The organism is Kribbella sp. CA-293567, assembly GCF_027627575.1.
In the GTDB taxonomy this organism is placed as follows: domain Bacteria; phylum Actinomycetota; class Actinomycetes; order Propionibacteriales; family Kribbellaceae; genus Kribbella.
This window is the reverse complement of record NZ_CP114065.1, coordinates 4,582,094-4,604,755: the sequence shown is the minus strand read 5'-3', so window position 1 is coordinate 4,604,755 and position 22,662 is coordinate 4,582,094. Positions and strand designations below refer to the sequence as shown.

Genomic DNA, 22,662 nt, shown 5'->3' with positions numbered 1-22,662 from the left:
TTCCGTGCGGCGTGGGTTCGGTGGTGGTTGATTTCGATGCGCTCAGCGAAGGGGTCATACTCGGGGGTGATGACTACGACTCCCACCACCGTCGCCCTGGTCACGCTGGGCTGTGCTCGCAACGACGTTGACTCCGAGGAACTGGCCGGCCGGCTAGAGGCTGGAGGGTTCCGGCTCGTCGAGGACGCCGCCGAGGCCGACACCGTGGTGGTGAACACCTGCGGGTTCGTCGAGGCCGCCAAGAAGGACTCGGTCGACACCCTGCTGGCCGCTTCCGACTACAAGGACTCCGGTCGCACCCAGGCCGTTGTGGCCGTCGGTTGCCTGGCTGAGCGGTACGGCGAGCAGTTGGCCGAGGCGCTCCCGGAGACGGACGCGGTGCTCGGCTTCGACGACTACGCGAACATCTCCGACAAGCTCCGCTCGATCCTGGCCGGAACCAAGCACGAGTCACACGTCCCGCGCGATCGCCGCAAGCTCCTTCCGCTGGCTCCCGCCGACCGGGCGAGCGCCCACGGCGTTTCCGTGCCTGGTCACGGCGACGCACCGGCGAACGAGCAAGGCCTCAAGGGACGCACGCTCAAGGCCTCCGACCCGGCCGAACTGACCATCGATGCGCCGGATCTCGCCTCCGCGCCGGCCAGCGGTCCGCGCGTCATGCGGCGCCGGCTCGACGGCGGCCCCATGGCTCCGTTGAAGCTTGCCTCCGGCTGTGACCGCCGCTGCGCGTTCTGCGCCATCCCGGTCTTCCGCGGCGCCTTCGTCTCGCGCCGCCCGACCGAGGTGCTCGGCGAGGCCCACTGGCTCGCCGAGAACGGGGTTCGTGAGGTCTTCCTGGTCTCCGAGAACTCCACCTCGTACGGCAAGGATCTGGGCGACCTGCGCCTGCTCGAAACGCTGGTCGCGGAGATCGCCGAGGTCCCCGGCCTGACCCGCGTACGCGTCTCGTACCTGCAGCCGGCCGAGATGCGCCCGACGCTGATCACCGCGATGGCATCGACCCCTGGCGTGGTCCCGTACTTCGACCTCTCCTTCCAGCACGCGTCCGGCCCGCTGCTGCGCCGCATGCGTCGCTTCGGTGACTCCGAGCGCTTCCTCGAACTGATCGGCCAGGTCCGCGCGCAGGCGCCGACGGCCGGCATCCGGAGCAACGTGATCGTTGGCTTCCCGGGGGAGACCGAGGAGGATGTGGACATTCTCTGCGACTTCCTTTCTCGCGCCGGTCTCGACGCGATCGGTGTGTTCGGCTACTCGGACGAGGACGGCACCGAGGCCGAGACCTACGACGGCAAGCTGGACGAGGACACCATCGCGGCCCGCCTGGACCGGGTGACCCGCCTCGCCGAGGATCTGACGTCGACGCGGGCCGAGGCCCGGATCGGCGAGGTCGTCGAGATCCTGATCGAGTCCATCGACGGCGACACCGCCGAGGGACGTGCGGCCCACCAGGGACCCGAGGTCGACGGCTCGACCACGCTGACCGGTTTCCCGGCGGATCTCGCCATCGGTGATCTGGTCACTGCCGAGGTGGTGGACAGCGAGGGAGTCGACCTGGTAGCCGCGTTCGCCGCGCAGGTGCGCACCCGAGAGGGTGTTCCGGCAGCTAACCTGACCGCGTGACGATCCCGCCGACGAACCCGGTGCCGCACGCCGCAGCCGGTCCGCTCAGCGCGCCCAGCGCCTGGAATGTGGCGAACGCGCTGACGGTACTGCGACTGGTGCTGGTGCCGCTGTTCGTCTGGCTGTTGCTCCGTGACGCCGGTGCCGGCGATGGCAACCGGCTGCTCGCAGCCACCGCCTTCCTGGTCGCGATCGTCACCGATCGGTTCGACGGCGACATCGCGCGCCGCTGGAACATGGTGACCAACTTCGGCAAGATCGCCGACCCGATCGCCGACAAAGCACTCACCGGCGCGGCGTTCATCGGCCTGTCGATCCTCGGTGACCTGCCTTGGTGGGTCACCGTCGTCGTGCTGGTCCGCGAATGGGGAGTCACCGCCCTCCGCTTCTGGGTGATCCGGCACGGCGTGATGCCGGCCAGCCGCGGCGGCAAGCTGAAGACGGTCCTGCAAGCGATCGCACTCGGCCTCTACCTCCTTCCTTGGCACTCGGTCGCAGTCCTGCACTGGACGGCCGTCGCCTTCATGGCGGCCGCTGTCCTGGTCACGATCGTCACGGGCCTCGACTACGTCGGCCGGGCCCTCCGGCTTCGGGCCGCGGCCAAACGCCCTCTGCCATGAGCTCTGACAGCGACCCCGACCCCGACCCCGACGACAGCAACGCCAGGGCCAAGGCCACGGCTGCTGCAGAAGCCGTGGCGGCCTCCGAGGTCCTGGTGAAGCTGGTTGCGCGGCTGAAGGAGCGCGGGCAGACGCTGGCGACAGCAGAATCTCTGACCGGCGGTCTGGTGGGCGCCGCACTGACAGACGTGCCAGGTGTCTCGGCCGTCTACCGGGGCGGAGTGGTCGTGTACGCCACCGATCTGAAGGCAACCCTCGCAGGCGTCCCAGCAGACCTCCTAGCCGTTGTGGGCCCGGTGCACCCGGACACCGCCGCGGCTCTGGCCACGGGAGTGCGAGAGCGGCTCGGGGCTGTCTATGGGCTGGCCACGACAGGTGTGGCTGGGCCTGATCCTCAGGCTGGTATCGAAGCCGGCACCGTCTATGTCGCGGTGGCCGGACCGGACGTAGTACGCGTGCGCAAGTTGGCCTTGAGCGGAGATCGAGCAGCGGTCCGGCAGGGGAGTGTGCGGGCCGTGCTGGAGCTGGCCGCCGAGCTGGTCGCGGAAGAACTGGCCTGATCGGGGTGTTGAGACCACCATGGGAACAGGTAAGGCAGACTGGCACGGCGCACCGAAGCTGGACATTGCGAGGAGTAGTGACCCGGCAACGGGTACCGTTGGTCTCCACGGTCGAGCTACGGTGCGAGTAGGTTCGGTCCGACAGGCGGAAGGGAGAAACCTCATGGTGCTGGTTCGTGGCCTTCTTGGCGACGTCCTGCGGCGCAAGCGGCTGCGCCAGGGGCGCACTCTGCGCGAGGTGTCTGCCGATGCCCGGGTCAGCCTGGGCTACCTCTCGGAGGTCGAGCGCGGGCAGAAGGAAGCGTCGAGCGAGCTGCTCGCCGCGATCTGCACGGCGCTGGATGTGCCGCTGTCCACGGTTTTCGCCGAAGTGAGCGAAGATCTGGCGCGGGAAGAGGCACTGGTCCTGGCGCACTCGGTCATCGAGCCCCAGGTCGTTGCCTCCGCGGCTTGACGACGGCCGCAGCTCGCGGATGCTCATCGTCCGCTCTCCAGCCACGGTGTCCTGGTCGGCCAGACGATCTGCAGTGCCTGGATCGGCGGGTCGGCAGGCCGCCTGAACATGATGTTGGCCGTGTAGAGATGCGTCATCGAGTCCGGCATCTGGAGCAGTCGAGGCGTGAAGAGGTCGGTGAGGTCGTCGCCCTCCGCGAACTGCCGCCCGGCGAACACCGCTTCGGCGAATGGCTGGAGCTCGCGCGCGGCCAGTTCTGGATGGCAGTTGAAGGTGATGAATTCCGGATGCCCGTGCAAGCTCAGGCCGAGCGTGTAGGCGTACGCCGGATTGCGCCCGCCCTCGTCGCCCTCGATGAACTGGACGGTCCAGCCGAAGCGCTTGATGTTGGCCAGTAGGCGCTGCTGGTACTCAGGATTGTCGACGCCGCCGCAGATGTCGCACATGACCTTCTCCTCTCGAACTCGAACACATGTTCGACTCATTAGGGAAGGTATCCGTCTTTCCGCCGGATCAGCGGCTGTCCACAGGTGAATTTCGGTCCTCCGGCTGGCAAGCCGGGCACCAGAAGCTGACCCGGTCCCGCGGCGGCTCGCCGATCTGCGCGGTCCGGATCTTCGTCTTGCACCGCCGGCAGGGTTTGCCGGCCCGCTCGAACACGTAGGAGCGCTGCCCAGGCCGATCGACTCCGGTGGTGACCTGCGCCGCGTGCCGTAGATTCGACTTCATCAGCCGTCTGCTGAGATCCACGACCGCCGGTAGGTCGACGGACGCCACCGGACGCCAGGGATGGATGCCGAGCAGGAAGCAGACCTCTACCCGGTAGAAGTTTCCGATTCCGGCCAGGTTCCGCTGGTCCAGCAGCGCTTCGCTGATCGTTCGCTCGGGCTCGGCCGCGAGGTTGGCGAGCGCCAGCGACCGATCGAAATCGGGAGACAGCAGGTCCGGGCCGAGGTGGCCGACCACGGTGTCTTCAGCTTTGGTTGCGACCAACTCCAGGACCGGCAGTCGATATCCCACCGCCACCCACCCTGCGGTCTCCAGAACGGCCCTCACCTGATAGTCCGGGCCCCCCTTCCAGGACTCACCGGGCCGGTATAGATGCCAGCTGCCGTCCATTCGGAAGTGGCTGTGGATCGTCACGCCATTCGACAGCCGCATCAGCAGGTGTTTGCCCTTTGCAACGACCTTGAGCATGCTCTGCCCACTGAGGTCCGTAGTGGCCAGCGACGGCACGCGAAAGTCCGTACGCGTGAGCTCCTGCCCGCCGAGCGCTTGGTCAAGTCGCTTACAGGCCCGCCAGACGGTATCTCCCTCAGGCATGGCTCAGGCCCGGAGCCGCAGGCCGCGTGGCGTCGCATGGAAGCCTGCCTTCGCCAAGGCATCCCCGAAAGCCGTGTGCCGCACCTGCTCGCCGTCGGCCGTCTCCACGCTGAGTTTGCCCAGGTGACCATCCCTGATCGCGAGTGCCAACGCGTCCACCGCTGGTTGCAGCAACTCCGGATCCTCGGTGAAGCTCAGCACGGTTCGCCCGCCCCGCTCCACGTACACGATCAATCTCCCGTCGACGAGCATCACCAGCGCACCGGCCTTCCGCCCTGGCCTGTGCCCACCGGCATTCTCGCGGTCAGGCCAGGGGAGGGCAGCGCCGTAGGGATTGGCCGGATCGGAGGCGGCCAGTACGACGGCCCGCGCCGCCGGCTCCTCCTTGACCCGACTGCCTGCCGACCCGCCGGTCTGCAGATCAGCCATGGCCCGCAACCGGTCCACCGCACCGGGCAACGCGAACTGCGCCGCTCCGAGACCAGCCACGAAGTACCCACGACGGCACCGCCCGGACTCCTCGAAGGCGCTCAGCAACTTGTAGACCGCCGCGAACCCACCCGGAGTCCGCTCGGTCATCACCGATCCTCGCGTGACGATCCCATAGCGATCCAGCAGCGTCTCGGCCGCTGCATGGGCGCGTCGAGTCGCATCCTCGTTGCGCTCCGGCAGCAACGACCATCGCCCGCCTGCCGTCGGTGGTCCGCTTCGCGTGGGCATCGCCGCTCGACCGGGCCTCATGCCACGTCCGGGGCGGGCGCGAGGCGTCGAGCGGCGCGCCTTGTGGCTACCTCGGCCACCGCCGACCAGAGATCGGACCGGTGCCAGGGTGTCGTTCGTCAGGTGGCCTGCCCAGACGAGGTCCCAAAGAATGCCGACCAGCGTCTCGTCGTTGACCACTCCGGCCGTGGAGCCGACGACATCGCTCAGTTGTCGGAAGAAGAACGCGCCACCGCCCGCCAATGCGTCCAGCACGGCTTGATGGGTCTCACCGAGTTCGAAAGCAGGGTCCGGCTCAGGCAGTGTGAGGTCGGAGTTGTCGGCAAGATGCAGGGAGACCCAGCCGTCCGTGCCCGGCAGCGAACCTGATCCGGCCCACACCACCTCACCGGTGGCCGTCAGTTCGTCCAGCATCGACGGCTGGTATCCCGGCACCCGCGATGGCAACACGATCGACTCCAGTGCCGACGCGGGAACTGCGCACCCGGCCAGTTGCTCGACAGCGCCCAGCAGAACGTCGTACCCGCGGCCTCGACTGCTCGTGATGCCTTGCCAGGCAGGCAGGAACCGAGCGAGCGCCGCTGGATCGACCGGTTCGACTTCCTTGCGCAACGCAGCCAGCGACCGGCGGCGAAGCAGCCGAAGAATCTCGCTGTCACACCACTCCAGCGCGATTCCGCCCGGCAGGAACTCGCCCTCGACCACTCGTCCGGCCGCGCCCAACCGTCGCAAGGTGTCCGTCACGACCGCGACGCCGATGCCGAGGTGGGTCGCCAGATCGATGGCTCGGAACGGCCCATGTGTGCGGGCATAGCGCGACACCAGGTCACCCAGAGGATCGGCGACCGGCTCCGCATGAGCCTCGGCCACGCCAGGAGGGAAGGGCACGCCGAGTGCGTCGCGCAGACGACCGACGTCTTCCACCACGGCCCACCGGTGCTCGCCGGCCACTCGGACCCGAACGACCCGGCGCGCCGCGGCAAGTTCGGTCAACCAGGTTTCGGCGTCCGAGCCGTCCACACAGCGTTGAGCTGCCTCGGAGAGCGACAGCGGCCCGACCAGGCGCAGTACGTCGAAGAGCCCTTCGGCGTTGCGGGCACGGCGGTCCTCGGCGAGGCGTTGCAGCTCGGCCTCGGTCCGCAGTACGACCTCGGCGTCGAGCAGTTCACGCAGCTCGGTGCGGCCCAGCAACTCGGCCAGCAGGCCTTGGTCGAGCGCCAGCGCCGCTGCGCGCTTCTCGGCCAGCGGCGCATCGCCCTCGTACATGAACGCGCCCACATAGCCGAACAGCAGCGACTTCGCGAAAGGCGAGGCATCGGTGGTCTCGACCTCCACGACGGAGATCCGGCGCTCACCGATGCCCGTCAGCAGATCCTTCAGCGCCTGCAGATCGTAGACGTCCTGCAGCACCTCGCGCAGCGTCTCCAGCACGATCGGGAACGAGCCGTACTTGCTGGCCACGCTCAACAACTGTGCCGACTTCTGTCGCTGTTGCCACAACGGTGACCGCTTGCCCGGATTGCGCCGGGGAAGCAGCAGCGCGCGAGCCGCGCACTCCCGGAAGCGCGCGGCGAACAGCGCCGAACCGCCCACCTCCGCGGTGACCAGATCCTCGATCTCGGCCGGATCGAACAGCACCAGCTCTGCTCCTGGCGGCGGCTCGTCGGTCTCCGGCAGCCGCAGCACGATGCCGTCGTCGCCGGACACCGACTGCGCGTCCATCCCGTACCGCTCGCGCAGCCGGGCCGCGATCGCCAGGGCCCAGGGACCGTGCACCTGCCCGCCGTAGGGGGAGTGGATGCAGACCCGCCAGTCGCCCAGCTCGTCGCGGAAACGCTCGACCAGGATCGTGATGTCGTCGGGCACCCGGCCGGTGGCTTCGCGCTGCTCGCCGAGATAGGCGACCAGGTTGTTCGCGGCGTACTCGTCGAGTCCGGCATCGCGAGCCCGCTTGATCGCCTTCGCCGGTGGCAGCGCGGCCATCGTCCGGACGAAGGCGCCGGTCGCGGCTCCGAGCTCGGCCGGGCGCCCGACCGCGTCTCCCTTCCAGAACGGCAGCCGCCCAGGCTGGCCGGGTGCGGGCGAAACCAGCACTCGATCGTGGGTGATGTCTTCGATCCGCCAGCTTGACGCGCCCAGAGTGAAGACATCGCCGACGCGGGACTCGTAGACCATCTCCTCGTCCAGCTCACCGACGCGGTGGTTGGTGGTCTCACCCACCAGGAAAACGCCGAACAGCCCGCGATCCGGGATCGTTCCGCCGCTGGTCACCGCGAGGCGCTGGGCACCGGGGCGGCCGGAGATCTCGCCGCTCACCCGGTCGAACACGATCCTCGGCCGCAGTTCGGCGAACTCGTCCGACGGATAACGCCCCGACAGCATGTCCAGTACGCCGTCGTACGCCGAACGGGGCAGCGTCGCGAACGGGGCGCAGCGGCGGACGAGGGTGTAGAGCTCGTTCACGTCGATCGTGTCGAGGGCAACGATCGAGACGATCTGCTGGGCCAGCACGTCGAGTGGGTTCGCCGGGATGTGCAGGCTCTCGATCAGGCCGTCGCGCATCCGCTGGACCACCACGGCCGTGTCGACCAGGTCGCCCCGGAACTTCGGGAACAGCACGCCCCGCGACACCGCGCCGACCTGGTGACCCGCGCGGCCCACTCGCTGCAGTCCGCTCGCGACGGACGGCGGCGCCTCGACCTGGATCACCAGATCGACCGCGCCCATGTCGATGCCGAGCTCGAGGCTGCTGGTCGCGACCACACAAGGCAGTCGGCCGGACTTGAGGTCGTCCTCGATCAGAGCGCGCTGCTCCTTGCTGACCGAGCCGTGGTGAGCTTTCGCGATCAGCGGCGGAGCGGCCAGCGAGGCGCCCGATTGGGCCATCACCTCGGCCGGCGAGCCTGCCTCGGGCAACTCGAGTTCGGCTCGCTCGGCGGCGATCTCGTTGAGCCGGGCGGTCAGGCGCTCGGCCAGGCGGCGTGAGTTCGAGAAGACGATGGTCGATCGGTGACTCGAGATCAGGTTGAAGACGTTCTCCTCGACATGCGGCCAGATCGACGCGTGCCGCGGCTGCCCGGCGGCCGATCCCGACGTCTCCACCTCGGTGTTCGCCAGCTCGGCCATGTCCTCGACCGGCACGACGACGCTCAGGTCCCATTGTTTGGTGAACTTGGGCTGCACGATCTTCACGGTCCGCTCACCGCCGAGGAAGCGGGCGACCTCCTCGACCGGCCGGACCGTCGCGGACAGCCCGATCCGCTGGGCGGGCTTGGGCAGCAGAGCGTCGAGCCGCTCCAGCGTCAGTGCCAGATGCGCACCGCGTTTGGTGCCCGCGACGGCGTGCACCTCGTCGATGATGATCGTCTCCACGCCTCGCAACGACTCCCGGCCCTGCGAGGTGAGCAGCAGGAACAGCGACTCGGGAGTCGTGATCAGTACGTCGGAAGGTTTCGTGGCGAACCGCCGGCGCTCGTTGGCCGGCGTATCTCCCGACCGGACCGCGACCTCCACCTCGATCGGTGCCTCACCCAACCGCCGGGCGGTCTCGCGAATGCCGATCAGCGGCGCGCGAAGGTTGCGCTCGACATCGACCGCCAAAGCCTTCAGCGGAGAGATGTAGAGCACCCGGCAGCGCAGCTTCGGATCCTCTGGTGGCGGGATCGTCGCCAGCCGGTCGAGCGCCCACAGGAAGGCGGCCAGCGTCTTACCTGAACCCGTCGGGGCGACCACCAGCGCGTCCCGGCCCGCGGTGATCGCGTCCCACGCCTCGAGCTGGGCCGGGGTGGCCGCTTCGAAGACGTCGCCGAACCACGCCCGGGTCGCGGGCGAGAAGCGGCTCAACGCGGTGGATTTCTGCACGCGCCCATCTTGCCCGGCCGCTCCGACAGTTTCCGGCAGACCTTCCCCGTGGGCGCGCTGTCCCCGGCTTCTGGAATGATCGGCGGCATGAAGAACCGCGTGCGCACCGCGCTCGTCATCGTGGCCTGCCTGGTCGGTCTGACCGGCTGCGTGAAGCTCGATGCCGACCTCAAGGTGAATTCCAACGAGACCGTCTCCGGCTCCATGCAGATCGGCGTGGACAAGCAACTGGTGGCCAGCAGCGGTCAGTCGCTCGACGCGATCCGCCAGCAGGTCGAGAAGGGGATCAAGACGACCGCCACCGACGGCGTCAGCTGCAAGGCCTTCGAGGACGACAAGTACGTCGGCTCCGACTGCTCGTTCGAGAACGTGGCCTTCAAGGACATGGGCTCGTCGACCGGTCAGGGTGTCGGCTTCCGCAAGGAGGGCGACAAGTTCTTCGTCACGGTCAAGCAGTCGAACCTCGGCAACGGGACCGGTGGCAGCACGCCGGTGGTCAACTTCAAGATCACCATGCCGGGCAAGATCATCGAGCACGACTCCGGCGCCAAGGTGAACGGCCGGACGGCGACGTACGACAGCCTGGACAAGCTGGGCAACGTGTCGCTGACCTCCGAGGCCGGCAGCGCCTTCCCGGCCTGGGCGCTGATCTTGATCATCGTGCTCCTGCTACTCGTCGCGGGTGGCGTCGTGTTCTTCGTCCTGCGCAGCCGTAAGGCCAAAACGCAGCAGTACGGCCAGTACGGTCAGTACCCCGGCCAGCCGCAGCAGGGCCAGTGGGGCCCGCAGTACGGCGCTCAGCAGGGTGCACCGGGTCAGTACGGGCCTCCGCAGGGTCAGCCCGGTCAATACGGCCAGGGCCAGCCGGGGGCGTACCCCCAGCCGGGGGAGCCGCAGCAGTACGGTCAGCCTGGCCAAGGGCAGTACCCTGGGCAGCCGCAGCCTCCGCAGCAAGGGCAGCCGGGCCAGTGGGGCCCGCAGCAGCCGCCGCAAGGCCCGCCTCAGCAGGGCCAGGGTGGTTGGGGCCAGCCGCCTCAGGGGCCGCCTGCTCAAGGGCAAGCTCCTCAGGGCCAGTCCCCGCAGGGACAACCTCCGCAGCAGGGTGGTTGGGGTCAGCCGCCGCAGCAGGGCGGACAGCAAGGTGGCTGGAACCGGCCGCCGGACAACGATGGGCAGTAATGAGACTGACTGAGTTCTGGGCCCGGATGGACCGCCATCTGGGCCCTGCCTACTCGCGAACCTGGGCCGAGACCCAGGCAGTGAGTGAACTCGGCGGCCGGACGGTCGACGAGGCGCTGGCCGACGGTGAAGCCGCCAAGGAGGTCTGGCGCGCGGTTTGGGCCCACCTTCAGCTCCCTCCCAGCGAACGCTGAGTCTCCGGCCTGAAGTGGTGGCTGTACTGGGTCAGACTGACCAGCCAGTGCGGGCCGCCCACTCCTCGGCAGGCAGATAGATGAGGTCGCACACGGGATCCTTCAGGTCGGCGTACTCACCGACGGAGTTGAGCGGTAGGGCCGCGGCCCGCCGCTTGAACTCGCCATAGGCCGCAGCGGTGTCCGGATGAGAACGCAGGTAGTCCCTGAAGAGCAGCGCGTACCGCTGGTTGGCGCGGCCGGCTACACGCAGGTGAAGGTTCACCCGACGGCGGTACATGGGCTCGATCACCAGTCGCTTGACCCACTGGAACTCGTCGGTGGGCAGGCCAGGCACCGGGTGGTCGCGACGAGGCGGCCTGACTTCCCAGCCGGCCGCTAGCAGCAGCTGTACGGCGTCCTCCAGCTCCGACTCGGCGGCGACGGTCACCTGGATGTCCAGCACGTCCTTGGACGCCAGACCGGGCACTGAGGTCGAGCCGATGTGGTCGATCCGTACGACCAGGTCGCCGAGGATGTTGCTGATCACCTGGGCAGTCTTGTCGTACTGCGCGGCCCAGGTGACGTCCGGACTGACGATGGCGATCGCACTCATGGGGTGATCATCTCAGCGCTCTGGTGTCTCAGACAGGGCCTGGGCAGTACACCTAGTCGACAGGTTTCACCCGAAAAGCGCTGGTGCTGAGCAACTCGGCAGCAGCGTACGCGGCCTTGCGGATGCCCTTGCGCTCGTCGAAGAACCCACCGACCACCCCTACAGCCGGCAGTTTGCCCAGCATCCGGGCGCCGATGCTGCCGCGGGGACGCTCTTCGAAGACCTCGCCGAGCCCACCCATTAGCTTGCTGATCCGCCAGACCAGGCGGACACCCTTGCGGAGCCCGGCGTCCTGGGACTTGTCGCCCAGTCCCAGCTGCTCCGCGACGTCCTTGCCGGCGGCGGTCGGGTCGTCGTACCGGAGTACTTCGTCCGGTGTGATCGGACGGGCGGTGAGCACTCGGGCGATCACCGCGGTGCGATCCGCATGCGCCTCGACGCCGTACTCACGGCAGACGGCTCCGATCACCATGGCCTGTACTGCGGCGCCGAGAGTGTCTTTGATCGGCAAGGCGTCCGCGGCGGCGCCACTGAGCCGGGGGAGACCCGCCACGACCGCGGCGAATCCACCCAAGCGCTCCACCCACCAGTCGCAGCGCTTGCCCAGCGGCAGTGTCGGCCACTCGGCGTGGCCGGGTACCTTCATCTGCAGCAAGCGGTCGATCGCGAGGATGAGGCCCTTCTCGGCCAGGTTGGGCTGATCCTGGGCGGAGTACTCGGCCAACGTGCTGCGGATGCCGAACGGATCCTGGGTACGGAGCGCGTCGAGCACCGAATCGATGCCGAACTCGACCCGGCTGAGAGCCAGGACGACGGCGGAGTCGGGGATGTCGGGACGGTCGGTCACGTCGCCAGGGTAGGGAGTAGGCGGTCCACCCACGTTCTCCGGGGTATGTCGGCGTGTCAATTGTGATTCGAACAGGTGTTCGGGCTATTTTGACTCGTGCGGGTTCCTCGGACAGGCCGGGTTTTCCACAGATCTACTCCGGCACCGAAAACTGTCGGTGGGAACCCATACCGTCTCTGGCGACAACGAATTTCCTCCGGGCAGCTGCGACAGCGGCCCCGATAGTAGATGGGTTAGGTGGCAGTCACATGGCTGGTGCAGCGGCGAAGGACGACCGCAAGGCCGCGGATCGCGAGAAGGCGCTGGCGACCGCGCTGACGCAGATCGAGCGGAACTGCGGCAAGGGCGCGGTGATGCGCCTGGGCGACCAGGAGCGGGCGAAGATCGAGGTCATTCCGACCGGGTCGATCGCGCTCGACGTCGCGCTCGGGATCGGTGGCCTGCCACGCGGTCGTGTGGTGGAGATCTACGGCCCGGAATCCTCCGGTAAGACGACGGTCGCGCTGCACGCGGTGGCCAACGCCCAGCGGGCCGGTGGCATCGCGGCTTTCATCGACGCGGAGCACGCCCTCGACCCGGACTACGCGCAGAAGCTCGGCGTCGACACCGACGCCCTGCTGGTCTCGCAGCCGGACTCGGGTGAGCAGGCGCTGGAGATCGCCGACATGCTGATCCGCTCCGGCGCGATCGACATCGTCGTGATCGACTCGGTCGCCGCCCTGGTGCCCCGGGCCGAGATCGAGGGCGAGATGGGTGACAGCCACGTCGGTCTGCAGGCGCGGCTGATGAGCCAGGCGCTGCGGAAGATGACCGGTGCGGTCAGCGGGACCAACACCACCGCGATCTTCATCAACCAGCTGCGCGAGAAGATCGGCGTGATGTTCGGCTCCCCGGAGACGACGACCGGTGGTAAGGCGCTGAAGTTCTACGCGTCGGTCCGGCTCGACGTGCGCCGGATCGAGTCGCTGAAGGACGGTACCGACTTCGTCGGCAACCGGACCCGGGTCAAGGTCGTGAAGAACAAGGTCGCCCCGCCGTTCAAGCAGGCCGAGTTCGACATCATCTACGGCCAGGGCATCAGCCGTGAGGGCAGCCTGCTGGACCTCGGAGTGGAGCAGGGCTTCGTCCGCAAGGCCGGCGCCTGGTTCACCTACGAGAGCGACCAACTCGGTCAGGGCCGGGAGAACGCGCGGAACTTCCTGCGCGACAACCCGGATCTGGCCAACGAGCTGGAGAAGAAGATCAAGGACAAGATGGGGATCGGCGTGGCCGCGGACAAGCCGGCTGAGGCAGCGGCCGAGGTTGATGTCGACTTCTGATCTCCCTTCGTCCTCCGGCGTCAACCGGGCGGGCAGCTCCAAGAAGGCTTTGCCGGAGCTGCCCGACGGGGTCCGCCGGGGACTCGCGGGAATCACTCCACCGAAGCCGGTGGCGGCGGATCCGGATGCTGAACGGGCCCCCGTTCAGCCGCTTCCGTGGACCCTGGGCGATGACCTGGCGGTTCCCAAGAAGAAGTCGGCTAAGAGTCGTTCTGGCAAGGCGCGCGGTGCTAAGAGCGGTTCGTCTGAGGGCGGTGGCTCCGCAGTTGGCGGCTCCTACAGCGGTCGCTCTGACAGTGGTCGTTCCGGAAGCGGTCGCTCTGAGAGTGCTCGTTCTGGGGGCGGTGGCTTCGGGAGTGGCCGTTCCAAGGCCGGGCGTGCTGGGAGTGGTCGCGCCAAGATAGGCGCCGATCGCTCAGGAGATGGTGGAGCTTTCGACGCGTTCGAGGGCGCCGCCGACGGGATGCCTGATTGGGCGGCTGGCGACGATGGCGCTGCTTCAGGCGTTGGTGCTGCAAGCTCGGCCACTTCTGTGTGGTCGGATGGAGCTGAGTCGAGTTCGGTCGTCTCTGCTCGGTCAGAGGGTGGCGCGGCCAGTTCGGCTTCGGCTGGAGCCGCGTGGTCGGAGGAGGTCAGCTCTGGCTCGGACGCCTCTGGCAGTGCGGATATTTCGGGCAGCGCGGAGGCTTCGGATAGCGCGCAGGCTTCGGGTAGTGCGGATGCTTCCGGCGGCGCAGGTGCTTCGGATGGGGAGGGTGCTTCGCGCGGTATAGATGCTCCCGACGATGCCGACGCTTCGGACAGTGCGGATGGTTCTGTGCCTCGCGTTGCTGGGCCTTCTTCCGAAGACCTTTCTTCTGGGACTGGCGGTGGGTCGACGGGAAGTAGTGGTCGACGGCGGTCAGGGCTGCGGGGGACTCGGCGGTTCGGGGACAAGCGCGCTGGCGCGTCGACGGATCCCGAGCGCGATCCGTCGACGGATCCGCACTCCGCGGCACGGACGATTCTGCTCGACAAGCTGAGCGGCCAGCCGCGGACTCGGGCCGAGCTGGCCGACATGCTGGCCGAGCGGGAGATTCCCGACGGGGTGGCGGACGAAGTACTCGATCGGTTCACCGAGGTTGGGTTGATCGATGACGCCGCGTTCGCGAACGCCTGGGTCGAGTCCCGGCATCGCGGTCGCGGGCTGGGTAAGCGAGCTCTCGCCCAGGAACTCCGTCGGCGAGGAGTCGACGACGAGATGGCTCGCGATGCTCTCGAGGAGATCGCTCCGGATCAGGAAGAGGCCACGGCGCGAGCCTTGGTTCGCAAGAAGCTCCGCTCGATGCGCAATCTGGAACGCCAGGTCGCCATGCGCCGGCTCGTCGGCATGCTGGCTCGGAAGGGCTACCCCGGCGCCCTGGCGATGACCGTCGTCAAACAAGAACTGGCCGCCACTGACGAGGAACTTCCCCTGCTCAACGAGTCCGGCCTCGAAGCCGAGTAGCTCGGGCGACCGCGCTGCCCCAGCCGGAGCTCCGCGAGGGATCCGCGTCGAGGCTGTCCTGCCCGGCGTAGGACTGCCGACTGTCTGCAGGGCTGCTGACATGCCGCGTGAGCGGCTGCCTGTGCCGACGGCGGCGTCGAGGACGCGGTCGTGCTTGCCGATGCCGGCCGCCGGTCTGCCGCAGGCGGGCAGGAAACCGTACCGCTCTCCCTGGCTGATGGCGGGTTGACAGCTGCTGAGGCCGCCCTGCTTGTCAATGTTCGAAGTCGGGTGCACAGAATTTTCGTACTCGTCCGCAAAGGATTGCCGAGGGCCTTCCGGCAAGGAGCACTGACATGCCCAAGCTCACGGACGATTAGATCGGCGCCCTGCTCAGTGAGACCTTCACGGACAGAGAGAACCTGATCGACTAATTGCCGGGAGGCAACCAAGGACCGGAAGGCTCCGGTCCTGCTCGCGGCCGCGGCCGTTCTGGTCCTGCTCACCGGCCTCCTGTACGTCGCCGGCGACCGAGATCGTCAGACCGTTGCCAAGGCGCCCGGACGACGCGGCAGTCTGGGTGGCCGTGATGTCGGAGGTCGTGAAGAAGGCGCCGGAGGCGGCCTCGGGCCGGTCCTCAAGGTCCTCGCGGCCACGGAAGACCACGCTGCGCCGCCGGATATGTCACCGCCGGTCCGCGGATCGGAATTCTCAGTCCAGACCAAAACCCGGATCGAGCAACAGTTGATCCAGTGGGTCAACAAGGACGACGGCTGCCGGAATCCGGGCCTGACCAACCGGTTCGTCGCCTCGGATCGTGGACAAAGGCGACTACCAGGAAGTGGCGACCTTTGACCAGTGAGGGTGCCTCTATGCGACCTGGGCGACCTGCCGAATCGTCCACGACGGCAAATCGTGGAAAGTAGACGGCTTGATCAAGCCGCTGTCCGGAATGGTTCCGGCAGGTGGGTGAGCCACTCGAGGAGTACTGCGTTGAAGAGGGCTGGCGTTTCTTCGAGGGGGAAGCGGCCAGCGGTGGACAGTACTTCGCGGTGTAGCGGCTCGGTGAACAGGCCACAGACGCGCACAGGTCGAGTGAGTGTTGTGAATGGCGTACGGCGCTGCACGTTCATGCAATCTCGGCCGGTACCGGCTCACATCCATTGACCCTGTGCAGTCAGATAGTTACTTTGCGGTTGCGACTTGGGGAGCGTCGTGGTCGATGTCGGCGACTCATCCAGGTCTCGGTTCGGGGTCCGTCCACCTTGATCGGAGAAACTATGCGAAACCACAAAAGGCCTTGTTCGCGGCCGCTGCGATGGTCCTGTGCCTGATTGGCGCGAGCCCGGCGAACGCCACGATAGAAGGCGATGGCGATCCCGGCAGAGCGGTGCGTCTGGCTCCGGGGGATCAGTGGACCCTCGGCAAGACAAGGGCAGGTGATCTAACCGCCGGAACACAGAAGGCCGGCGAGATGAAGCCGCAGGCGTCGGGCTGGTCATGGGCCTGCCGCGGTACCTTCGCGGCCCCAGACCTTGACTCCATCGCGGCTTCTATTGGGGCGCCGTGCAACAGTGCACCGGGAAGCTTCCGCAGCAGATCAGTGTCAAGGTCAACCTGTGTGTGCAAGACCCCGGCGGCCCAGGAAACTTCCACTGCGATGTCTACAAGGGCGGCAAGAAAGGCGACCTCGTCAATCTGCAGGTGGCCCGCACTGACGCCTACGTGAAGGGGTGTAACCGTAGTAAGTACTCAACGTACGTGCAGGTAGCGTATTCGATCATGGCGAATTATCAGTACTACCCGAGCCCCGTTGAGTCCAACCAGACGGAGATCAAATGCGGGTTCTGACATGACCTGGATCCTGAGTAAGGCGCAGCCGCGCATCGAGGTATGGCCGATCGTCGTGCCGGACAGCCCCGATGAGTACAACCTGAAAGCTCGGGTCTCCCTGGAAGGAACCCACCAGGCCGGGCTGGATGCCACCGGAGATCCGTGGAGAGTAGAGGTCTGGCTTGAGGACGAGACTCCACTCATAGGGCGGGGCAGTTCCGCCGGCTATGGAGACGACGACATCGACATCACCGCCGACTTCGAACCCCTTCCCGCGGGCAGCCGGGTCGGCCGGGTCTTAGTCCGGAACAAATCTGTAGGGGAATGGAGCATCACGCTTCCTGCGGCCGAAGGCGAAGCCGGCCCGACTCGCAGCTAGCGCCACCTGGTCCGGGCCGGCGACACTCCTCGTTGCCGACCCGGACCGGTCTCATCGCTCCAACCCGGACCTGGTCCCAAAGCTCTCTCCCTTCCGACGGAATGGTGGTCCTCACCTACCGAGCGACCGGACAGAGGTCAGCCGAGATCGAGGCGGCCCGTCTCCATGGCGGTCGGTGGAAAGGAGCCCGAGATGTCCGCGCCGAACAGATAGCTCCGCTGCCGGACCCTCGAACTGATCGAGGGTCCGGCAGTTCATGGTTTGCAACTGCAGTACAGCGCGGGCGATATCCGGATCGATCAGGGCGGGCTGGCGGTTTGGTTCGGCACTGAGTGGTTCGCTGTGGTTCGGCAAGGGGCCGGTGGACCGCGGCAAGAGGGTGGACGCGGGCCGCTTGTGCGGTTGTGAAATAGGGGGTGTGGGCAACGAGCGGGGGGTCGGGCGGCGAGGGACGTTGACGGGTGGGGGCTGACGGTGTCTGATCCGAAGTACGGATCGGGTTTTGGCTGGTCCGTAGGCTGGGATTTTCGTCCGATCCGCCCCTGACACCTCTCGGAGGGTGCAATGAACGATTTCCAGGAACAGGCTAAGAACTGGCTCCGGAATGTCGTCGCGCAAAACCCGGACAAGATCAAGGCGGGCGTGGAGAAAGCCGGCGACCTGATCGACAAGCAGACCGGCGGGAAGTACGCCGAGAAGGTCGATTCGGTGCAGGAGAAGGTCGGCGGCTATGTCGACTCTCACGGCAAACCTTCGCAGCCCTCCGGTGATCCCGGGAACACCTCGACCGAGCAGAACGGTGAGACGACCGCCGCGGCTGATGAGGCGACTAAGGCTGAGACGGGTGACGGCGCGCCTGATGCGGCGACGCAGCCCGGCAGTTCCGGAGCTGAGCAATCGGTAGGCTCGACGGCCGGCAGTTCGGAGGCGAGTGAAGCGGACGCGACTGGTGCGGCCGCGGACGAGGCTGTCGACGAAGCGTCCCCGGAAGCGGTAGACGGCAGAGTCGTCGGCGGGGAAGTGCCCGATGTCGAGGAGAACCCGAGCAGTTCGGCGGGTTCCGGCACCGAGGGTGCGGCGACCGGCGGCACCGCAACAGGTACGTCGGACGGCGGGCTCCCCGGCCCGAGGTAGCACCTCGCAAACGCGCGCCGCCACCCCTCTGCTCAGCCCGAGGGAGCGGTGGTCGGCAGAACGATTCAGCGACCTGGCTCTCCTGCTTCACAGCATGGAAGGCCGGGTCGCTGACGTCAGTACGGCGCAGAGTGACCGGCCGCTGACCATGTGCTCATCACGCCAGTACTGCGTCCAAGGTCTCGATTTGACCGCGAATCCGGTCCGAGAGTGTTCGTCTTGACCCTGTCGGTACCCACGCCTAGCCTCGGATTCAGCAAGGGATCACTCCACCGCAAGGTGGCGTACATAGCAGCGGCCGGCTGGACCGGCCGAAAACCCGGGCCATGACCGTGGCGCGGGGGACGCGAGACCAACGCTCGACCGAGCTGCCGCATAGGACGACCCGGCCCCGCCGGGTGTTCGACGCACCGCCGCACCGGGTGGTGCTCATCGTCGTACCCGCTGTGAAGCTCCCTTCGACGCCGACAACGTCACGCCTCCGGGCGCGACTCGCAGAGGGGAGACGCCGATGTCACTCGCGGCCATACCGACGGCGGCATCTGTGGGACTCGTCCTGATCGGGTTGCTGATCGTCGGCCTGCTCGGCTGGATCGGCCTGACCCTGTCCCGCCGCAAGGTCGCCGACGTCTCCGCGGCCCACACTGCCGCCGAGGCGAACGCCAAGCTCGAGGCGGCCACCATCACGGCCGAGGCCAGGTCCGCTGCCGACCGCGTCACCCGGCAGGCCGAAGAAGCAGCCGCCGTACTGCGTGTGCGGGCAGAGACTGCCGAGCAGCGGGCGGAGGAGATCCGCCGTGGTTCCGAGACCCGCGCGGAGGAGCTTCGTCGCGAGTCGGAGACCCGTGCGTCCGAAGTACGGCGGGAAGCCGAGCAGCGTGCCTCCGACGTACGCCGTGAGGCCGAGTCCGAGGCGCAGTCGATTCGCGAGGACCTGCGTGAGCAGCGGCTGGAGATGGAACGCCGCGAGCACCGGCTGACCGAACGCGAGGAACGCCTCGACGAGCAGCACCGCGCGATCGAGGAGCGGCAGAGCGAGATCACGACCCAGCTCGCCGAGCTCGACCAGCGCAAGGCGGAGATCCGCGATCTCGAGGACGAGCGCCGCCGGATCCTGGAAGGCGTCGCCAACCTCACCACCGAGCAGGCGAAGGCCGAGCTGGTCAGCGCGATCGAGGCCGAGGCCAAGCGGCACGCGCACACGATCGTCCGCGACATCGAGCGGCAGGCGCAGGACGAGGGCGAGGTCAAGGCCCGCAGGATCATCACCGGAGCCGTTCAGCGGCTCGCCTCCGAGCAGACCAGCGAGTCGGTCGTGTCGGTGGTGCACCTGCCCAGCGACGACATGAAGGGCCGGATCATCGGCCGTGAGGGCCGCAATATCAGGTCGTTCGAGCAGACCACCGGCGTCAACCTGATCATCGACGACACCCCCGAAGCGGTGCTGCTGTCCTGCTTCGACCCGGTACGCCGGGAAACCGCGCGGCTGACCCTGGACTCGCTGGTGCTCGACGGCCGGATCCACCCGAGCCGGATCGAGGAGATCTACGAGCGCAGCAAGGGCGAGGTGGCCGAGCTGTGTGAGCGGGCCGCCGAGGACGCGATGGCCGACGTGGGGATCACCGATCTGCACCCCGAACTGGTTCGCACGATGGGGCTGTTGCGCTACCGCACGTCGTACGGGCAGAACGTGCTCAAGCACCTGGTCGAGTGTGCGCACCTCGCCGGGATGATGGCCGCTGAGCTGGGGCTGGACGTGGACCGGTGCAAGCGAGGCGCCTTCCTGCACGACATCGGCAAGGCGCTGACCCACGAGTCCGAGGGCAGCCACGCGATCGTCGGGGCCGAGCTTGCGCGCAAGTACGGCGAGGACGGCGACGTCGTGCACTGCATCGAGGCCCACCACAACGAGGTCGAGGTGCGGACCGTCGAGGCTGTGCTGACCCAGGCGGCGGACGCGATCAGCGGCGGCCGGCCGGGCGCGCGGCGTGAGTCGCTCGAGGCCTACGTGCAGCGGTTGGAGCGGCTGGAAGAGATCGCGATGCACCACGACGGTGTGGAGAAGGTCTTCGCGATGCAGGCCGGGCGCGAGATCCGGGTGATGGTGCTGCCGGACGCTGTGGACGACATCGCGGCTCAGGTGATGGCGCGCGACATCGCCAAGCAGGTCGAGGAGGAGCTGACCTACCCGGGGCAGATCCGCGTCACCGTGGTGCGCGAGTCCCGGGCGACCGAGGTCGCGAAGTAGCTCGAGGCGAGCGCCGAGGTCGTCTGTGGCTCACTGCTCCTTCGGCATGTGGCTCGGGGTGACGTCGATCTGTTCGTCGATCGGGTACTCATGCGGCTCGGTCGTGTACTGCTCCTCGACCGACGGTTTGAGCAACTCGACGTCCTCGTCGTGCTTGGCGGTGGCGAGGCGGTACGAGAACCACAGCCGGAACACGCCGCCCAGCATGATGATGATGCCGACGACGGTCAGGTCGACCCGGCCCGAGTCGCCGTCGCGGATCGCGAAAGCGATGATGGCGCCGATCACGATGATCGTGATTCCCCCGTTGATCCTCGTCATCACACCTCCAGAAGTGACGTTCTGTGGATGATTGCTTACTTTTAGTACCCCACATCACGCAAAGTCATGCTCCACGGCGAGAATAAGGTCCCATCGCGGCTTGACCGGCACGCCGGCCTAGCGGAAGGCGGCCTGGCCGGTCAGGGCCTGGCCGATGACCAGTTGGTGCACCTCGGAGGTGCCTTCGTAGGTGAGCACCGACTCGAGGTTGTTGGCGTGCCGCATGACTGGATACTCGCCGCTGATCCCGTTCGCGGCGAGGATCGTGCGGCATTCGCGGGCGATCGCGATGGCCTCGCGGACGTTGTTCAGCTTGCCGACGCTGACCTGCTCGGGGCGCAGTGTGCCCTTCTCCTTCAGCCGGCCGAGATGGACGGCCAGCAGGATCCCCTTGTTCAGCTCGACGGCCATGTCGGCGAACTTCGCCTGCGTCAACTGGTACGCCGAGAGCGGCTTGTCGAACACCTGCCGCTCACCCGCATAGGCCACCGCCGTCTCCAGGCAGTCGCGGGCCGCGCCCATCGCGCCGAAGATAATCCCGAAGCGTGCCTCGTTCAGGCAGCCCAGCGGCCCCGACAGCCCTCGCGCCTCCGGCAGCAGAGCCGACGCCGGCAGCCGTACGTCGTCGAAGATCAGCTCCGACGTGACCGAAGCCCGCAGCGACATCTTGCGGGTGATCTCCGGTGCGGAGAACCCCGGCGTAGCGGTCGGTACGGCGAAACCGCGCACGCCGTCCTCCGTCCGCGCCCACACCACGGCCACGTCGGCGACCGACCCGTTGGTGATCCACATCTTCGACCCGTTGAGCACCCAGTCGTCGCCGTCGCGCCGCGCGTTCGTGCGCATACCGGCCGGGTTCGACCCGAAATCCGGCTCGGTCAGCCCGAAGCAGCCGATCGCCTCGCCCGCGGCCATCCGCGGCAGCCACTCGGTCTTCTGCTCCTCGCTGCCGTATTTCCAGATCGCGTACATCGCCAGCGATCCCTGCACGCTGACCAGCGACCGCATCCCGGAGTCGGCCGCCTCGATCTCCAAGCAGGCCAGCCCGTACGCCACCGGGCCCAGGCCGGCACAGCCGTAACCGGTCAGGTGCATGCCCAGCAGGCCGAGTGAGCCGAGCTCCTTCGCCAGTTCCCGCGCGGGAATGCTCGCCGACTCGAACCACTCCGGCAGTTGCGGCCGCAACCGCTCGTCCGCGAACCGCCGGGCCGTCGCCCTGATAGCGATTTCCTCTTCGGTGAGCAGCGAGTCGGCATCCACGAGATCCAGCGAAACGGTCATACCGACACGCTAACCGCATCCACGCCGTCACACCCTGAGGCCAGCCTCACACTTCAGGGTGCGGTTCGCCTCAGCATCAAGAGGCGGTTCACCTCACCAGCAGCAGAGTGACCTCACTTGCGATACCAGGGCCACCACCAGTGCCGCTTGCGCGGATGCCGGACGGTGATGCTGCTGTGGCGGGCCTCGCCGGTGATGTGGAGGCGGACACCGCCGGGCTTCGGCGCAGTGGCCTTGTTCTTGGCGGTGCTGCCGACCATGTCCACCTGGTCGAGATCGACGCTCCAGCCCTCCGGCACGATCATCACGATGGAGCTGTGCTTCGGGCGGGCCTCGACGTGGATCTCCGCCCACCGCACCACCGCGTCGGTGAAGTCGAGCTTCAGTGAGGAGTGCTCGGGCAGCGCGGTCACCCGCTCCGGTACGGTCCAGGCGCCCTCGCGCTTCTGGGCACTGTGCTTGGCGCGGATCGTCAGCTCGGCGTCGGCGCCGTGCGCGACCGGCAGCAGGTCGGCGGTGGCGGTACGGAGCTCGATCTCGGTCTTGGCGGAGTAGACCCGGGTCAGCCGCTCGTCCAGCTCCTCGAAGTCCAGCCGGCCGTCGCTGTGCGCTTCCTGGATCACCGCGGCGGCGCGCTCGCGGTCGTGATCGGAGGCCCTGCGGGCGGGCGGGGGCTGTTCCAGACTCATGAAGCCAAAGGTAGCGCTGC

At 67.6% G+C, this 22,662-nt stretch carries 19 protein-coding genes; 11 read left to right on the top strand and 8 right to left on the bottom strand.

What is annotated here, in order from left to right; genetic code table 11:
- The first annotated feature begins 69 nt into the window (after positions 1-69).
- The 4 genes from rimO to OX958_RS21065 all read left to right on the top strand — a co-directional run bounded on the left by rimO (position 70) and on the right by OX958_RS21065 (position 3,254).
- The gene (gene rimO / locus OX958_RS21080; protein WP_270130768.1) at positions 70-1,620 is read left to right on the top strand and encodes a 30S ribosomal protein S12 methylthiotransferase RimO; all 1,551 of its coding nucleotides are present in this window, start codon (positions 70-72) and stop codon (positions 1,618-1,620) included.
- Complete coding sequence (gene pgsA / locus OX958_RS21075) at positions 1,617-2,240, top strand: CDP-diacylglycerol--glycerol-3-phosphate 3-phosphatidyltransferase (RefSeq protein ID WP_270130766.1); 624 nt, start codon at positions 1,617-1,619, stop codon at positions 2,238-2,240. The genes rimO and pgsA overlap by 4 nt, the downstream gene beginning before the upstream one ends.
- Positions 2,237-2,800 carry a CinA family protein gene (locus tag OX958_RS21070; RefSeq protein ID WP_270130765.1) on the top strand — a complete coding sequence of 188 codons (564 nt, stop codon included), beginning with the start codon at positions 2,237-2,239 and terminating at the stop codon, positions 2,798-2,800. Before pgsA ends, OX958_RS21070 begins: the two co-directional genes overlap by 4 nt.
- A 163-nt stretch (positions 2,801-2,963) precedes the next feature.
- Entirely contained in the window at positions 2,964-3,254 is a 291-nt protein-coding gene (locus OX958_RS21065; protein WP_270130764.1) for a helix-turn-helix domain-containing protein, read from the top strand.
- A gap of 23 nt (positions 3,255-3,277) precedes the next feature.
- On the opposite strand, the gene OX958_RS21060 is transcribed toward OX958_RS21065, so the two are convergent.
- The 3 genes from OX958_RS21060 to OX958_RS21050 all read right to left on the bottom strand — a co-directional run bounded on the left by OX958_RS21060 (position 3,278) and on the right by OX958_RS21050 (position 9,158).
- On the bottom strand, positions 3,278-3,700 hold the full coding sequence (locus tag OX958_RS21060; RefSeq protein ID WP_270130763.1) for a DUF4262 domain-containing protein: 423 nt from the start codon (positions 3,698-3,700) through the stop codon (positions 3,278-3,280).
- 67 nt (positions 3,701-3,767) lie between these two features.
- Positions 3,768-4,577 (bottom strand): Fpg/Nei family DNA glycosylase, encoded by an 810-nt coding sequence (locus OX958_RS21055; RefSeq protein WP_270130762.1) that lies wholly within the window; start codon positions 4,575-4,577, stop codon positions 3,768-3,770.
- A gap of 3 nt (positions 4,578-4,580) precedes the next feature.
- On the bottom strand, positions 4,581-9,158 hold the full coding sequence (locus tag OX958_RS21050; RefSeq protein WP_270130760.1) for an ATP-dependent helicase: 4,578 nt from the start codon (positions 9,156-9,158) through the stop codon (positions 4,581-4,583).
- Positions 9,159-9,245: 87 nt separating this feature from the next.
- Between OX958_RS21050 and OX958_RS21045 the strand changes: the two genes are divergently transcribed.
- Complete coding sequence (locus OX958_RS21045; RefSeq protein ID WP_270130759.1) at positions 9,246-10,337, top strand: LppM family (lipo)protein; 1,092 nt, start codon at positions 9,246-9,248, stop codon at positions 10,335-10,337.
- Positions 10,337-10,531 carry a DUF3046 domain-containing protein gene (locus OX958_RS21040; protein WP_270130758.1) on the top strand — a complete coding sequence of 65 codons (195 nt, stop codon included), beginning with the start codon at positions 10,337-10,339 and terminating at the stop codon, positions 10,529-10,531. Before OX958_RS21045 ends, OX958_RS21040 begins: the two co-directional genes overlap by 1 nt.
- Before the next feature lie 31 nt (positions 10,532-10,562).
- Here the strand turns inward: OX958_RS21040 and OX958_RS21035 are convergent, their stop codons facing one another.
- Both OX958_RS21035 and OX958_RS21030 read right to left on the bottom strand, forming a co-directional pair.
- Entirely contained in the window at positions 10,563-11,126 is a 564-nt protein-coding gene (locus tag OX958_RS21035; protein ID WP_270130756.1) for a GrpB family protein, read from the bottom strand.
- A gap of 52 nt (positions 11,127-11,178) precedes the next feature.
- Complete coding sequence (locus tag OX958_RS21030) at positions 11,179-11,973, bottom strand: hypothetical protein (protein ID WP_270130754.1); 795 nt, start codon at positions 11,971-11,973, stop codon at positions 11,179-11,181.
- A 248-nt stretch (positions 11,974-12,221) separates the two neighbouring features.
- Between OX958_RS21030 and recA the strand changes: the two genes are divergently transcribed.
- The 5 genes from recA (at position 12,222) to rny (ending at position 20,351) form a co-directional block, all read left to right on the top strand.
- Positions 12,222-13,292: a recombinase RecA gene (gene recA, locus OX958_RS21025; protein ID WP_270130753.1), complete on the top strand. Its 1,071-nt coding sequence runs from the start codon at positions 12,222-12,224 to the stop codon at positions 13,290-13,292.
- 1,003 nt (positions 13,293-14,295) lie between these two features.
- Positions 14,296-14,778, top strand: a complete 483-nt coding sequence (locus OX958_RS21020) for a regulatory protein RecX (RefSeq protein ID WP_442913292.1) — start codon at positions 14,296-14,298, stop codon at positions 14,776-14,778.
- Positions 14,779-16,609: 1,831 nt separating this feature from the next.
- Positions 16,610-16,969, top strand: a complete 360-nt coding sequence (locus tag OX958_RS21015; RefSeq protein WP_270130750.1) for a hypothetical protein — start codon at positions 16,610-16,612, stop codon at positions 16,967-16,969.
- Between the two features lie 564 nt (positions 16,970-17,533).
- Entirely contained in the window at positions 17,534-18,103 is a 570-nt protein-coding gene (locus OX958_RS21010; protein ID WP_270130748.1) for an antitoxin, read from the top strand.
- Between the two features lie 511 nt (positions 18,104-18,614).
- Positions 18,615-20,351: a ribonuclease Y gene (gene rny / locus OX958_RS21005; protein WP_270130746.1), complete on the top strand. Its 1,737-nt coding sequence runs from the start codon at positions 18,615-18,617 to the stop codon at positions 20,349-20,351.
- A 30-nt stretch (positions 20,352-20,381) separates the two neighbouring features.
- On the opposite strand, the gene OX958_RS21000 is transcribed toward rny, so the two are convergent.
- The 3 genes from OX958_RS21000 to OX958_RS20990 form a co-directional block, all read right to left on the bottom strand.
- Complete coding sequence (locus tag OX958_RS21000; protein WP_270130745.1) at positions 20,382-20,672, bottom strand: hypothetical protein; 291 nt, start codon at positions 20,670-20,672, stop codon at positions 20,382-20,384.
- Between the two features lie 117 nt (positions 20,673-20,789).
- Positions 20,790-21,953 (bottom strand): acyl-CoA dehydrogenase family protein, encoded by a 1,164-nt coding sequence (locus tag OX958_RS20995; RefSeq protein WP_270130744.1) that lies wholly within the window; start codon positions 21,951-21,953, stop codon positions 20,790-20,792.
- A gap of 113 nt (positions 21,954-22,066) precedes the next feature.
- On the bottom strand, positions 22,067-22,642 hold the full coding sequence (locus tag OX958_RS20990; RefSeq protein ID WP_270130743.1) for a DUF1707 SHOCT-like domain-containing protein: 576 nt from the start codon (positions 22,640-22,642) through the stop codon (positions 22,067-22,069).
- Positions 22,643-22,662 lie beyond the last annotated feature (20 nt).

Coding starts and splice junctions, on each gene's coding strand:
- rimO (WP_270130768.1), top strand. CDS start 70: ATGACTACGACTCCCACCACCGTCGCCCTGGTCACGCTGGGCTGTGCT.
- OX958_RS21070 (WP_270130765.1), top strand. CDS start 2,237: ATGAGCTCTGACAGCGACCCCGACCCCGACCCCGACGACAGCAACGCC.
- OX958_RS21065 (WP_270130764.1), top strand. CDS start 2,964: ATGGTGCTGGTTCGTGGCCTTCTTGGCGACGTCCTGCGGCGCAAGCGG.
- OX958_RS21060 (WP_270130763.1), bottom strand. CDS start 3,700: ATGTGCGACATCTGCGGCGGCGTCGACAATCCTGAGTACCAGCAGCGC.
- OX958_RS21055 (WP_270130762.1), bottom strand. CDS start 4,577: ATGCCTGAGGGAGATACCGTCTGGCGGGCCTGTAAGCGACTTGACCAA.
- OX958_RS21045 (WP_270130759.1), top strand. CDS start 9,246: ATGAAGAACCGCGTGCGCACCGCGCTCGTCATCGTGGCCTGCCTGGTC.
- OX958_RS21040 (WP_270130758.1), top strand. CDS start 10,337: ATGAGACTGACTGAGTTCTGGGCCCGGATGGACCGCCATCTGGGCCCT.
- OX958_RS21035 (WP_270130756.1), bottom strand. CDS start 11,126: ATGAGTGCGATCGCCATCGTCAGTCCGGACGTCACCTGGGCCGCGCAG.
- recA (WP_270130753.1), top strand. CDS start 12,222: ATGGCTGGTGCAGCGGCGAAGGACGACCGCAAGGCCGCGGATCGCGAG.
- OX958_RS21015 (WP_270130750.1), top strand. CDS start 16,610: ATGACCTGGATCCTGAGTAAGGCGCAGCCGCGCATCGAGGTATGGCCG.
- OX958_RS21010 (WP_270130748.1), top strand. CDS start 17,534: ATGAACGATTTCCAGGAACAGGCTAAGAACTGGCTCCGGAATGTCGTC.
- rny (WP_270130746.1), top strand. CDS start 18,615: ATGTCACTCGCGGCCATACCGACGGCGGCATCTGTGGGACTCGTCCTG.
- OX958_RS21000 (WP_270130745.1), bottom strand. CDS start 20,672: ATGACGAGGATCAACGGGGGAATCACGATCATCGTGATCGGCGCCATC.
- OX958_RS20995 (WP_270130744.1), bottom strand. CDS start 21,953: ATGACCGTTTCGCTGGATCTCGTGGATGCCGACTCGCTGCTCACCGAA.
- OX958_RS20990 (WP_270130743.1), bottom strand. CDS start 22,642: ATGAGTCTGGAACAGCCCCCGCCCGCCCGCAGGGCCTCCGATCACGAC.